Annotated in this window: 12 protein-coding genes, 1 tRNA gene and 1 pseudogene; 8 read left to right on the top strand and 6 right to left on the bottom strand. The window is 65.5% G+C overall.

Annotated features, from left to right (window positions below; genetic code table 11):
* Positions 1-114 precede the first annotated feature (114 nt).
* The gene (locus ACFWTE_RS20360) at positions 115-912 is read right to left on the bottom strand and encodes a Scr1 family TA system antitoxin-like transcriptional regulator (RefSeq protein WP_378781181.1); all 798 of its coding nucleotides are present in this window, start codon (positions 910-912) and stop codon (positions 115-117) included.
* A gap of 280 nt (positions 913-1,192) precedes the next feature.
* Between ACFWTE_RS20360 and ACFWTE_RS20355 the strand changes: the two genes are divergently transcribed.
* Entirely contained in the window at positions 1,193-2,011 is an 819-nt protein-coding gene (locus ACFWTE_RS20355; protein WP_378781180.1) for a serine/threonine-protein kinase, read from the top strand.
* Positions 2,012-2,038: 27 nt separating this feature from the next.
* Positions 2,039-3,481: a hypothetical protein gene (locus tag ACFWTE_RS20350; protein ID WP_378781179.1), complete on the top strand. Its 1,443-nt coding sequence runs from the start codon at positions 2,039-2,041 to the stop codon at positions 3,479-3,481.
* On the opposite strand, the gene ACFWTE_RS20345 is transcribed toward ACFWTE_RS20350, so the two are convergent.
* The 4 genes from ACFWTE_RS20345 to ACFWTE_RS20330 form a co-directional block, all read right to left on the bottom strand.
* Entirely contained in the window at positions 3,478-4,224 is a 747-nt protein-coding gene (locus tag ACFWTE_RS20345; RefSeq protein ID WP_378781178.1) for a hypothetical protein, read from the bottom strand. The genes ACFWTE_RS20350 and ACFWTE_RS20345 overlap by 4 nt on opposite strands.
* 1,063 nt (positions 4,225-5,287) lie before the next feature.
* Positions 5,288-6,082 carry a MerR family transcriptional regulator gene (locus tag ACFWTE_RS20340; RefSeq protein ID WP_378781176.1) on the bottom strand — a complete coding sequence of 265 codons (795 nt, stop codon included), beginning with the start codon at positions 6,080-6,082 and terminating at the stop codon, positions 5,288-5,290.
* A gap of 15 nt (positions 6,083-6,097) precedes the next feature.
* Positions 6,098-6,877: an ABC transporter permease gene (locus ACFWTE_RS20335; protein WP_378781174.1), complete on the bottom strand. Its 780-nt coding sequence runs from the start codon at positions 6,875-6,877 to the stop codon at positions 6,098-6,100.
* Entirely contained in the window at positions 6,874-7,668 is a 795-nt protein-coding gene (locus tag ACFWTE_RS20330; RefSeq protein WP_378781173.1) for an ABC transporter ATP-binding protein, read from the bottom strand. Before ACFWTE_RS20330 ends, ACFWTE_RS20335 begins: the two co-directional genes overlap by 4 nt.
* Before the next feature lie 366 nt (positions 7,669-8,034).
* Between ACFWTE_RS20330 and ACFWTE_RS20325 the strand changes: the two genes are divergently transcribed.
* Both ACFWTE_RS20325 and ACFWTE_RS20320 read left to right on the top strand, forming a co-directional pair.
* Positions 8,035-8,838: a nucleotidyltransferase domain-containing protein gene (locus tag ACFWTE_RS20325; protein ID WP_378781172.1), complete on the top strand. Its 804-nt coding sequence runs from the start codon at positions 8,035-8,037 to the stop codon at positions 8,836-8,838.
* A gap of 92 nt (positions 8,839-8,930) precedes the next feature.
* Positions 8,931-9,716 (top strand): alpha/beta fold hydrolase, encoded by a 786-nt coding sequence (locus ACFWTE_RS20320; protein ID WP_378781171.1) that lies wholly within the window; start codon positions 8,931-8,933, stop codon positions 9,714-9,716.
* Between the two features lie 34 nt (positions 9,717-9,750).
* On the opposite strand, the gene ACFWTE_RS20315 is transcribed toward ACFWTE_RS20320, so the two are convergent.
* Positions 9,751-10,158, bottom strand: coding sequence for an RNA-binding S4 domain-containing protein (locus ACFWTE_RS20315; RefSeq protein ID WP_378781170.1), 408 nt, complete (start codon positions 10,156-10,158; stop codon positions 9,751-9,753).
* Between the two features lie 267 nt (positions 10,159-10,425).
* Between ACFWTE_RS20315 and ACFWTE_RS20310 the strand changes: the two genes are divergently transcribed.
* The 4 genes and pseudogenes from ACFWTE_RS20310 to narJ all read left to right on the top strand — a co-directional run.
* Positions 10,426-10,500 (top strand) — tRNA-Asp (locus tag ACFWTE_RS20310).
* Between the two features lie 315 nt (positions 10,501-10,815).
* Entirely contained in the window at positions 10,816-11,613 is a 798-nt protein-coding gene (locus ACFWTE_RS20305) for an rRNA methyltransferase (protein WP_378781169.1), read from the top strand.
* Positions 11,614-11,815: 202 nt separating this feature from the next.
* Positions 11,816-12,235 carry a hypothetical protein gene (locus ACFWTE_RS20300; RefSeq protein WP_378781167.1) on the top strand — a complete coding sequence of 140 codons (420 nt, stop codon included), beginning with the start codon at positions 11,816-11,818 and terminating at the stop codon, positions 12,233-12,235.
* A pseudogene (gene narJ / locus ACFWTE_RS20295) lies at positions 12,232-13,014 on the top strand (nitrate reductase molybdenum cofactor assembly chaperone); the annotation flags it as partial. The gene ACFWTE_RS20300 and the pseudogene narJ, both read left to right, overlap by 4 nt.
* Positions 13,015-13,227 lie beyond the last annotated feature (213 nt).

The following is a 13,227-nucleotide window of genomic DNA, read 5'->3' as shown; positions in this document are numbered from 1 at the left end:
ATGGCTAGGGAACATCCGGGCCCAGATACGCACGCACACCACCACCGTCTAGAGGGCTATACACCTGGCTTCAGACGGCACAGTACGGCAACTCGACTCATCTATTCAATGAGTTCACTGAATAATCTGACGGATGTCGTCGGCGGCACGCTCGACCACTCGACTGAAGTCCTCCCCGGTCACAGCCACGGTTTCCAGGGCCTCGAAGGCATTTCGGTAGGCGGTTACGTGCTTCAGCCCGGTGAACGTCATCTCTGCGGTGAAGGTCTCCACCAGGACCCCGGCCTCATCGCACACGGTGAACCCGTGCGGGGGCATCACCGGCAGGCCAGAGCCCCAGGGGATGACGCCGAGGGAGACGTTCGGTCGCTGGGCGACGTCGAGCAGGTGCGCGAGCTGGGCGGGCATGAACGCGCCCGACCCGGGCCAGGTGCGTAGCGCCGACTCGGTCACCACGAACCGGAACGTCTTGCCCTCATCCACCAGAACCTTGCCCCAGCCCGCAGCTGAGCCTGCGTCACCAGCGGCAGCAGTCACGTACTCGGGAACCCGCAGCAGCGCCGGCACCATCGCGTCCTGGAACCCGCACACCACCGCCGCTGACGTGAGGAGCCTGCGCCCAGCACCAGGTATCAGCGACACCCCGGCATCCACCCGCCTCTCCGACGAAGCGAACGCGTAGGCATCACGAGCCATCAGGGTCAGCCGATTCGCCTCTTCCTGCGAGAACGGCAGAACGGCGATCATCCGCTCCACCGCCTCCACACCGGCGACCCGTTGCCCGCTCTCCACCCGCGACACCGTCGGCTGGGAGACACCCGCTCGAGCGGCAGCCTCAGCACCTGAAAGTCCTTCGCGTTTGCGAGACGCACGAAGTGCTATTCCTACTGCTCTAAGTTCCGCACCAGTCATACCGAATGTGTACCGCAGTAGCGGCCAAGGCACCCACAGGCAGACCGACTTGGTGGCCTTGACTGCAGAGTTTTCACTCGCTCACGTCGGAACCGTCTCAAGAGGTGCCTCCCAACCTCGGAAAGTGATTATATAAACACGTTCGGTGATCAGGTGCAATCGAAAAACGGACACACCGGTTAATTCTTCACTTCCTGCCCTGAAAAGGTAAACCATAAGTAAAGCCCAGCGCGAGCGAGATGCTTGGCCTCCTCAGGGTGTCTCAAGTAGTATCGATCTCATGCACCACCATCAGTCACCCAGGCTAACCGAGATTGAAGTTGCAGAAGCTTTGGGACATCCAGTTTCGCATCTTGGGAGCGGAACATTTGGAGATACGTGGAGATACGGAAACCGTGCTATCAAGATCCTATGCGGAACCGAGGTTGAGCCTGTCCGAGTAAACCGAGAGATTGAAGGATTGAGCCGAGTAAGGCATGAGAATGTCGTACAATTTTTCGGCGCGAAGGAAGTAAGCTTTGGTGGCCGGAGTTACGTTTGCCTAGAGTTTGAATTTATATCTGGCGGGGATGTGCAAAATCGAATAGAAAAAGAAGAATGGCCAAATATTCAGCAAGTATATTTGTTTTGCGAAGCCCTGCTGCAGGGTGTGCAAGCTCTTCAAGCTAGCGGCACTATTCATCGAGACATCAAGCCCGGGAATATTGCGCTGCGCGGGGGAGAGTGGAGTTCTCCTGTAATTCTAGATCTGGGACTATCGAAACAGGTAGACTCTCGGACCCTCACGCTGTACCCTGCTCGCCTTGGCAGTCCTGCCTACATGTCGCCGGAGCAACTAAACGGTGAAAGAGCTAAAAAGGTAAGTGACCTTTGGGCTATTGGTGTAGTGGTCTGTCATCTTATTTTGCAGCGACATCCCTTCTTTGGGAAAAATGAATCTATTACTCCCGACGAGCTAGCGCAGAGGGTGAACAACGCGCGCGTCCCTATTCCGGTAGAGACTCCCGGGAATCTGGCGGAAGTGTTAGAAAGGCTTACTTCTATCACTCCTAACGAAAGAGGAAGCACAAAAAGCAACTTGCGTCGACTCCGAGATTGAAGAAAATAAGCAGGAGGTAAGTTTCAAATGACTGGGGAATGGGAAAACGAAGGCAGTGGGTTTCAGGAAGACGCGGAGGATGAATTTCCCCTCGAAGAGGCTGGTTCGGCTTTGTCCGATCGGCCCTACGAATCTATCCCCATTCAAACGATCGATGGGCAGTACTATCTTGTCCTAAGTGGCGAGAATCCCGGTTCCATTGTTCCGATCGCATCTGATTCCTCAAATAAAACGAATCGTACTGCTCCGCATATCAGGAATGAAAGTCAGATATTTGACAGCGATCTTCCTCTTATGCTGCTCAACCTTACGGGTCGAACCGTGGACCAGGGAAATGAGCTCTTGAGTCGACTCCATGCGGAGTATGGTGAGCATTTGAATCTCGGTGTTTGCGCAAGTTTGGCCAGGCACAATAAATCAAAGATCAACAAAGCTTTCGACTGTAGCGTTGCTACTGTAAAGATCGCTGACCCAGAAGCCTTTCTCGTCGACCACGCAAGCTTGGTTCTTGAAGGGGATAATCCAACCGATTTCACAAACCCGGATACGGCCCTAAAGGTAGAGAGGAGAGTTGCTGCTCGGAGTCGCAGGGCTGCGTACTTTGAAATGGAGAGGAGTGGAATCGAATGGATTAAAGCAATCTTGGAAGCGCAAAGAGAAGTCGGGGCGAATGTGTTCCTCACGTCAGGTAAGTCTCTTCGCTCATCCGACTTTCGGCAGAGTCTAGACGAGATAATTGCCGAGGGAAACGATGCCATCGAATGCCTAGAGCCAGGGGAACGATTGGCCCTTAATCTAACGATACCGCTCGACTGCATTCTGAACGAAACTTTCTTCAATGAGATTCTAAACGAATTGCTTGAGCACGACGAGTTTGACACTTGGTACATTAGGACACAGTGGCGTCCTGATCGAGAAAGTAATCAGCTCAAAGATGCAACTATATTGCATCGTTACAAGCGTTTGTCCGAACTGGCAGAAGATGAAGAGAAAATCCTCATACTAGCTCAGACCGGATGGGTTGGTTGGAATTTTCTCGGCCATGGGGCCACAGGTTTCTCTACTGGCCCTTCCCAGAACGCACAAAAATTCCAACAGTACGCAATCACTAGAAGGAGGAAAGGGGTCGGGCAGAATGAAAGATTTTTTGAGAAAAGCCTGTTGAATGTCGTTGATGGAAGTATGCATGCTTCACTGAGAAATGAAAGTGACTATGTCTCGTGTGAGTGCAGGTGGTGTGATGAAATAGACTCATCTCCCCTTTTTTCACACATTGCTGCTAGTTGGCATGAGGTCTATTGCCAAGGAGCACTTAGCGCTGAAATTCAGCGCAGCGCTGAACTGCGGCGAGGCGGACGTCGAAGCTATCTTCGCCGTACGATTGATAGCGCCCTTCTGTTCGCTCAGGGAAAAGGGCTCGTCGGACGTGAAAATCCGACATTTCTGAGGACTTGGAGGGATCTTATCTAAACTTCTGCGAGATTCCGTCCGAATACTGGATAAGCTGGCCCACTGTTTTGACTCGACATCTTCATTTCGAGTACACGCTCAGCCAAGGTTTCTCGGTGGGGCTTTGCTGGGCTTCTATGAGGGGCCCCTGATATAGCCTTCAAGCCTCCGCCGGCATCTAGTGAACCCAGGCCAATTCCAAGTTTTTCGAATATTTCTCGATTGGCAATTGCGCTTTTTGCGTAGAAATCATCGATAATTATCCATGCGTAATCTGAAGAATTTCCCTGACGCTTGGCCTGGAAGAGCGCCTGTTTCCATTTTTTGACTTTTACTTCGATCGTCACGAGTAGTGCAGCGGTTGGCGTGTAGCGATGGTGCAGGTGCCACCACCCCCTTTTATGCATTTCTACGTATCCCTTGCTTTCCAATCCCGGTAGGATGGTTGAAGAAAGGTACCCCTGTGATATCCCGAGAGCATTTGAGATCGCTCGCGTGGCGAATGGTGAGTCAATTTCTGGGTACTCGGACATGAACTGCAGGGTTGCCATCATGGGCAAGGAGGTGACAGGGGATAGATTCTGGATCATCCGTTCCTGTAGCACCTTTTCATCAAATGAAGCCAGTACTATGTCTGGCACGCCTGCGGTTGACTGGACTTCAAAGTAAACTTCTACCGGATGGCATTCTGAGGCGATCCTTTTAGCCCCCTCTGAAGCCGGTTCATACATTTCTTTTTCGTAGTAAAATTTTTCACGTTTCACAGATTTTCTCTCTGTTGCTCTAGTTGCTCTGTCGTTTGCCGATTCTAGCTGTATGGGATCAAGGCGACGGCGCAAGCGCCGTCGCAACGGCCCTCGGCCGCCGCTCGGGCTGCGGGCTGCCGCCCGGTTCCGAGCGCACGGCCGTAGGCCGCGCTCAGCGTCTGCCGGACGGGCCCGCACGGCGAGCAAGGCCAAAGCTGCCCGTTACCTTCATGGTGACTCAGGTCACGGCACTCTGCTAGGACATTCGGCGCCAACGGTTGATGACGCGCTCAGCCCCCGAGGCACCCGATAGCGGAGTGCGACTGTCTTGGGTGACCGGCCCCGGCGCTATCGGGCACCTCGGCACGGCGGCGTGGTGACCGGCGTCCTGTGGCTGATCGAGCGATGGCGGGGGAGGAACGCGTGTGCGGCACTCCTGTGGCGGCCGGCCTGTGGCTCCGTCCGGGCAGGCGGGGAGGGCCGTGGTCTGACAGCAGCGGTGACAGCAACGACAGCAACCGGGGTTGGACTCACCCGGACCCACGCGGATATTCACCCCGCAGGCCAGCACCACGACCCACCACTTACCCCGCCTGAAAAGCGGAAGGTCGGCGGTTCGACCCCGCCCCTAGCCACAACCAGCAGACATGCAAAAACGCCCCGTCACCTGCGTATACAGGTGGCGGGGCTTTTTCGTGCCTCGGTGGTTGTGGCTGGACGGCGGCGGGTCCCGGTGGGGATCCGCGCTGAATACGCGCTGAAGATCCGGCTGGTTCAGTAGCGGCGCCTGGTCTCCTCGCTCTGCCGCATCGCGCGCTCCTCCTCTTCCCCGAGGCACTTGGCGTAGATCGTCTCCAGGACTCGGCCCATCCCCGCGTGCGCGGGGCTCACTGCCACCTACCGGGCCGCGTTCACCAAGACACCGGCCCATCCCCGCGTGTGCGGGGCTCACCAGTCGACAATGTGCGCAAACGTGGGGCGTCGTCCCCGCGAGACCTGTTCGAGTGGAGGTCTTCCGTACCCGTCCGACCAGTCACACCGACGCACCCGCACGCCCCACGTCCGGGAGACCAACGCCGCCTCATCCATCCCGGGAGCACTCGTCGTGGAGCCTGGCGGGAGGTACTCGCTCAACACGCGTCCAGCCCTTCCAGCCCCGATCCCCCAGGATCGCCAGCAGCCGTTCCGCGACCGGTGAGGATTCGAGCATGGTGGAGTCCATCAGGTCGACGAAGGGTTTGTCCAAGCCGTCGTCCTGCAACTCCCCGGACTCCACGGCCTGGAGCATCAACCCTTCCAGAATGTCGGCGATCTGGACGATCCGCGGATCGTCGGCCGACCAGTCGAGCGCCTTGCTCACCAGGCGGTAGAACTTCACCATGTCGGGATGGTCCAGCTCCCGGTGCTTCTCGGCGATCACGGTGTCGATCTGGTGCGGAATCTGGCCCGCGATCATGATCCACGCGTCCCGTTCCATCTTGATGTACCGCTCGTCGATGCCCAGTCCACGCAGCCGGTCGAGGTAGTCCACCACGTTCCGGGGGAGCGCCAGGTGATCTCCGGCAGCGAGCCTGGCGAGCCTCTTCCGGGTGTTCTGTAGCCGACGCGCCTCGGCGCGCAACTTCTTGTCGATCTCCTGTACGCCGCGGACGAACTCCTCCTGCCCGGCGTCGAGGAGTTCCTGCACCTTGGCCAGCGGTACTCCGGCATCGGCCAGGGTGCGGATGCGGATCAGTCGCACGACCGCTTCGGCATCGTAGATCCGATACCCGGAGCGGTCGCGCGCGGGCTCGGGCAACAGCCCGATCCGGTGGTAGTGGCGCACGGCCCGCACCGTCACCCCGGCGTACGTCGCGAGTTGGCTGATGGTGAGCATGGATCCCAGACTGCCTCAGCTGGTCTTGCGCCGGTAGACCACCATGGCGAGGACGTAGAAGAGAACGAGGATGCCGACGCACCATGCCAGGGCGGTCCAGACCTCGCCGCCCACCGGTTCTTGCGCGAACAGGTCACGGATCGTGTTGACGATGGAGGTGACGGGCTGGTGCTCGGCGAACCACCGGACCGGGCCGGGCATCGACTCCGTCGGAACGAAGGCCGAGCTGAGGAACGGCAGGAAGATGAGCGGGTACGAGAACGCGCTCGCACCGTCCACCGTCTTCGCGGTCAGGCCGGGGATCACGGCCATCCAGGTCAACGCCAGGGTGAAGACGATCAGGAGACCGGCCACGGCGAGCCACGCACCGATGCCCGCACCCGAGCGAAAGCCCATGAGCAGCGCGACGCCCACGACGATGCCGAGCGAGACCAGGTTGGCCACGAGCGACGTCAACACGTGCGCCCACAGTACGGATGACCGGGCGACCGGCATCGACTGGAACCGTTCGAAGATGCCGCCCTGCATGTCCAGGAACAACCGGAACGCGGTGTAGGCGATGCCGGAGGCGATCGTGATGAGCAGGATGCCCGGCAGCAGGTAGTTCACGTAGTCGGCGGCGCCCGCAGCGGATCCGGACCCGAGGTCGATCGCCCCGCCGAACACGTAGACGAACAACAGCATGAACGCGATCGGCATGATCGCGGTCGTGATGATGGTGTCGGGACTGCGCATGATGTGGCGTAACGAGCGCCCGGTGAGGACGGCGGTGTCGCCGAGGAAGTGCGTGTTCATCGGAGCTCCTTGGAGGTGTTCTTGCCGTTGTCGCCGACGAGGGACAGGAAGATCTCCTCCAGCGCGGGCTGCTTCTCGACGTACTCGACCTTGGCCGGCGGGAACTGCTTCTTGAGTTCGGCGAGGGTGCCGTTGACGAGGATGCGGCCCTCGTGCAGGATCGCGATCCGCTCGGCGAGCTGTTCGGCCTCCTCCAGGTACTGGGTCGTGAGCAACACCGTCGTTCCGTGGGCGGCCAGCTCCCTCACCGTCTCCCACACCTCGATGCGCGCCTGGGGATCGAGCCCGGTGGTCGGTTCGTCCAGGAAGATGACGGACGGATTCCCGATCAGGCTCATCGCGATGTCCAGGCGGCGTCGCATTCCGCCCGAGTACGTCGCGACCCTGCGGCCCGCGGCCTCGGTCAGCGAGAACCGTGCCAGCAGGTCGTCCGCGATCGTGCCCGGGGCCGACAGGTGCCGGAGCCTCGCGACGAGGACGAGGTTCTCCCGCCCGGTGAGGATCTCGTCCACTGCGGCGAACTGGCCGGTGAGGCTGATGGACTCGCGCACGTTCGCCGCCTGGGTGGCGACATCGAAGCCGTTCACGCTCGCCGTACCGGCGTCCGCCCGCAGCAGCGTGGACAGGATTCTCACCACGGTGGTCTTGCCCGCACCGTTCGAGCCGAGCAGCGCGAAGATGCTTCCCCGGGTCACTTCGAAGTCCACGCCGCGCAGCACGTGCAGGTCCTTGTAGGACTTCTCCAGGCCCTTGACGCTGATCGGGGCGTCGGTGGTCGCACGGGTGGTCATGCGGGGGCCACCTCGTCTCCTGCGCGGGTGAGTTCTCGCCGCACGGGTCTGCCCGCCGGATCGCCCATGGTTCTTTCGGTGAAAGGTGTCATCGTCTGCCTCCTGTCCGAGCCGCCCCCGCCCTGTGCGAAGGGGCCGTGGGACAACGATGGAGGGTTGACCCAGGGTCAAGGTCAAGTCGCTGATCCGCGAATCTGGGCGGAACCCTCGGCTCTCCTCCCCGGCGGGAAGAGAGGAAGCGGAGTGGTCGACCACCTCACCGGCGAAGGCGTGAGGGATGCGCCCGCGACGCCCGGGACGGTGTCCTGGGGGAGCGTGTCCCCGAACCCGGTGGCGGTGTCCGCCTCCGTGCTGCACAGTGCGTCCATGGACGACACGCGGGGGCTGGATCCGGACGGCGCGATCGCGCGCGAGGGCTCGACGGCACGGGTCACCCCGGCCTTCTCCCCCGTGGTGGAGGCCGCCCGCGCCCGGATCGCGGCCGAATTCGGTGACGCGCTGCACAGCGCCTACCTCTACGGCAGCGTCCCCCGGGGCACGGCCGTTCCCGGAACCTCCGACCTCGACCTGCAACTGGTCCTCCGCGAGGAGGTGACCGCGGAGCAGCGCGCGGCGGCCAGGAGGACGGAGGCCGGTCTCGACGCCGCCTTCGACCAGGTCGACGGGGTCGGGATCCTGCTGGGATCGGTCCGCGACGCGCTCAGCGAGCGCGAACGGTACGACTTCGGGTTCTTCGTCGCCTGCCTGTGCACGCCCCTGCTCGGTGAGGACCTCGCGGACCGGCTGCCGCGCTACCGCCCCACGTCCCTGCTGGCCCGTGAGACCAACGGGGACCTGCACCTGGTCCTGCCCCGCTGGCGGGAGCGGGCGGCGCGGGCGGAGACCGCGGACGAGCGCCGCGCGCTCGGGCGCGGAGTGGGCCGCCGCCTGGTCCGCACCGGGTTCACCCTGGTCATGCCCCTCTGGGGAGGCTGGACGAGCGACCTGGGGGAGTCCGCCGAGATCTTCGGCCGCTACCATCCCGAACGGCTCGGCCCGATGCGGGCGGCGGCGGCCGAGGGCCGGTCCCCCTCGGGTGACCCGGAGGTGCTGGGGGAGCTGCTCGACGGCCTCGGGCCCTGGCTCGCCGCCGAGTACAGGGCGGCGCACGGGGAGAAGGCGCCCCGCTGAGAACGGCCCCGGGCAGGACCGTGACGACCCCTCGGGCCAGGGGTGACACCGGCCACGGCCCCCGCCCGCGGCATCGGGTAGGGTCCGGACCCGTGAGCCATGTGACCGCGGCGGACGGAACCCGCATCTGGTACGACGCCCTCGGCGAGGGCGACCCCCTCCTGCTCCTCAACGGGCAGTCCCTCGACCACGAGATGTGGGACGGGGTCCGCAGCGGGCTGGCGCGCGGGCACCGGGTCGTCCGGGTGGACTTCCGGGGCACCGGCGGCAGCGACGCACCCCTCGGGGAGCCCTACGACCTGGAGCTGTTCGCGGGGGACGCCCTGGCCGTCCTGGACGCGTTGGAGATCCCGAGGGCCCACGTGTACGGGTTCTCCATGGGCGGCAAGGTCGCCCAGGCGTTCGCGGACTCCGCGCCCGACCGCCTCGGCGCGCTCGTCCTGGGCTCCACCGGCCCCGGCGGGGACAACGAGGTGGAACGGCCGGCGTCGTCCACCCTGGCGCTGCGCCGTGCCAACACGGCGGCCGGGCGGGACGCGATCGCCGAGCTGTTCTACTCGCGCGCGTGGGCGTCCGACCACCCCGACACCGTCACCCGTGTCCTCCCGCGCGGCCCGCTGCGCGCCCAGCGCCTGCACTTCGCGGCGAGCACCGGGTACGACGGCTGGGAGCTGCTGCCCCGCATCCAGGCGCCGACCCTCGTCGTGCACGGCGAGGACGACGACCTCACCCCGGTCGGCAACGCCGCCCTCCTGGCCGAGCGGATCCCCGGTGCGCGCCTGCTCGTGCTGCCCGGCATGCGCCACGGCTACCTGCACGAGGACGAGCCGAAGGCCACCCGCGAGGTCCTCGACTTCCTGGCGGGCCACCCGCTGTAGACCGGATCGGCCGAACGCCCCGGCAGGCCCTCCGTCAGACGGGCGGGGGGAAGTCCGTGCGGAGGCGGTCCAGCACGCGCCGGTCGCGCTTGGTCGGGCGCCCGGCCCCCCTGTCCCGCCGGATGACCGGCAGGTTGGCCTCCGGGGGCGCCTCGGGGGTGTTGTCGACGTAGCAGCGGACGGCGATCGGGGCGCTGACGCGCTTCTCGATGACGTGGCCGACGTCCACGATCCGGGTGGTCCCGTGCAGGCGGACCCGGACCTCGTCGCCGGCCTTGACCACGGTGGCCGGTTTGGCCGGGCGGTCGTTGACGCGCACGTGGCCGCCACGGCAGGCCTGGGCCGCGTCCGCACGGGTCTTGACCAGGCGCACGGCCCACAGCCAGCGGTCGACCCGGGTGCTCTCCGGTCCGGGTGGCAGGGGTGCCGGTGACTCGTTCACGCCGGGTCCTCTCGGTGTCTTGTCCTGGGTGGGACGGATGCCAGCCACTCTAGGTCGTGTTCTTCTGGATCCTTCGGGCTCGCGCCCACCGGGCTTCCTCTCGCTGCGCCTCTGCGCTCGTGGAGCACCACCGGGCGAACGTCGCACATCGTCTTGCGGGAGATCGCCCGGACGGCCGCTCGCCGACCCGAAAACCTTCGGAGAACTCCCTGGGCGGACGCCGGTACGAAGTACTTCGAAGTCGCGCTAGAGTTGTACCAGCAACGAGGTCCTGTGGAGCAGTTAGGAGTGCTCGCCACCCTGTCAAGGTGGAGGCCGCGGGTTCAAATCCCGTCAGGACCGCGTGAGAAGGCCCGGCGTCCCAGGACGCCGGGCCTTCGGCGTTCCACGGCCCGGTTCGGGTCGTCCCGGCGCAACGGGCCGTGACCGGACCCCGGCCGGGTGCGCTCGGACCGAGTCCTTCCGGCCCCGGGGCGAGCCGCCCGCCGTGTCCCGCAGCCCTCGGAGAACATGGGGAGGCGGCGCGGGATCGGCCGCCGTCCCGCGCGGTTCCGCACTGCGCAAGCGGGGGAGGCCTGTGCGGGGGCCGGCCGAGGTCTCCGGCGGGTGTCGCGGACAGGACGCCGACGACGCAGGACACGGAAGGGCAGGGGCACTGTGAGCTACCGGTACGCCGTCGAGCGGACCGACCACTCGGCTCTGGCGAGCGGGCAGGTGTTGCGGTCCGCGCCCGGCTTCCCGGGGTTCCCGGTACGGCTGGCCAGCGAGTTGTTCCAACGGGCGATGGTGCACACCGGGCGGGAGCGCGTACGCCTCTGGGATCCGTGTTGCGGCAGCGGCTACCTGGTCACTGTCCTGGGCTTCCTGCACCGTGACAGGCTCACGCGTGTTCGCGCGGGCGACGTGGACCCGGACGCCGTCGCCCTGGCCGCACGCAACCTCCGCCTGCTCTCCTCCGAGGGCCTGGCCGAGCGTGAGGAAGAACTCCGCCGGTCAGCCCGCGACTTCGGGCGCCCGGAGTTCGTCGAGCGTGCAGAGGCCACCCGGGAGCTCGCCGCAGGACTCGCCGCCATGGGCGGCGACCTGCCCCACGAGGCGGTCGTCGAGGACGTCTTCGCTGCGCGGGACCCGGTGGAGGCCGACCTGGTGGTGACCGACGTGCCCTACGGCGAGATGACCTCCTGGGCGGGCGCCGTTCCGGCAGACGCGGGCGACGGGCCCGGGGGGCGTGCCGGAGGTGCCGGAGACGGTCGGGCGTCCCGCCCCGGCGAGGGCGGGGACCCCCTGAGGGCGATGCTGGCGTCCCTGGGGCGTGTGCTGCCCGCGCACGCCGTGGTCGTGGTGACCGCGAGGACGAGGAGGGTCGCCCTCCCGGAGGGCGTCCGGGCGCTGGAGCGTGTCAAGGTGGGGAATCGGGCCGCGGCCCTGGTCCGCGCCAGGGACATCGCTCCTTAGTCCCGGGTCCTCCTCCGGATCGGCCTGTCGCCCAGACCTGCTCTGTCCCGTTCGGCGAAGATTGTCACCCCTTCCGGTGTGGGATACGTGACTTCCTCGCCGAAGAAGGCATATTCGTTAACGGAATGTGGTCGCTGCCGACTCAGGAAACGCTCCGAATCGCCATGCGCGGCAAGGAGCTGTTGAACGAGGTGTCTCCCGTATGGCGGAAAACAGCAAAGGCGGCAGCGCGGGGGGCACCCGGCCCGTCGACCTGGTCCGACGCCGCCTCGCCGCGATGTGTTCGTACATGCGCCGGACCAACCTGTGCCAGGACCGCGACGAGGGCGTCGCGGCGGCCGTCGACACGACCGGTACCGAGATCGGGGACATGTACCGACTCCCCGCCCTCGCCGGGTACGACGGCCGCCACGTCGTCCCCACCGCCTACGGGGCAGCAGGGGCCGACCGCGGGGCCATCGAGGACCGCGACCGCACGGGCGGCCGCGTCAACCTCCTCAACCGGGACGGCAACGGCCGCCCGGACGGGCTCTTCCCGTCCGCACGGAACGGGAACGGCGACGACACCGACGGCGGTGCCGGGGGCAGAGCCTCCGCACCGCGTGAAGGGGGTCAGGCATGAGCACCACCACCGACACCGGCGGGGCCGACGAGTACGTGGGCGGCACGGCCGGAGGAGACCGGGACGCTGCCTCCGGGGGAGCGGACGCGCCCCGGATACCGGCGCCGCGAGGACCGGGCTGGCTCGGCGCGGGCCGGCCCGCCCGCCGTACGCACCGGATCGCGGTCACCCACCAGGCCGCGTCCGCCCTGCTGGGCTATCCGGACCAGGCCTTCTTCGAGCGCCTTCCGTTGGTCGCGCGCGCGGTCGCCGAACTGCCCAGGGGCCCGGTGCGCACCGGGCTCCTGGAGTTCTGCGAGCACGCCTCCAGCACACCCGAACCGGAACTCTGCGAGCACCACGCCGACGTGTTCGACCCGCGCCGGCGCCGCTCACTGCACATGACCTACTACACCGACGGCGACGCGCGGCGGCGCGGGCACGCGCTGGCCGAGGTCAGGCGGATCTACGCCGAGTCGGGGTGGTCGGTGACCGAGGGGGAACTGCCCGACCACCTCGCGGTCCTCCTGGAGTTCGCGGCGAGGGGGGACGCCGCCAGGGGCGGGTCCCTGCTGCTGCGCTTCCGACCGGGCCTCGACCTGCTGTGGGAGGCGCTGCACGTCCACGGAACCCCGTACGCGCGGGTCGTCGACGCGGTCCGCATGACCCTGCCCCCGCAGCGGCGGGACGGTCGGGAGGCGGCACGGCAGCTCGCCGCCCAGGGGCCGCCCGCGGAGGACGCGGGCCCGGAGCCGGACGGGATCCGGGTTCCGCTGCCGCCGACCGACGTCTCCGGGAGGGGGCCCGCGGCCCCTCCCGCCAACGGGCCGGCGGCAGCCGACCCGGTCGCCGAGGGGCCGGTCGTGCCGAGCCCGTCACCGTCGGACCCGCACGCGCGGGGCGCTCCCGGACCCAGGGGCGGGAACGGCGACGGGGGACGGCCGTGAACGGTGTCGGCCCCCTCGACCTGACCCTGGGGCCCGACCCCGCGGCGACGGCCGCCGCCGGACAGG

This window comes from Nocardiopsis sp. NPDC058631, assembly GCF_042716955.1.
In the GTDB taxonomy this organism is placed as follows: domain Bacteria; phylum Actinomycetota; class Actinomycetes; order Streptosporangiales; family Streptosporangiaceae; genus Nocardiopsis.
Note: the sequence above shows the minus strand (reverse complement) of the source record. Positions and strands in the feature narration are given on the sequence as shown.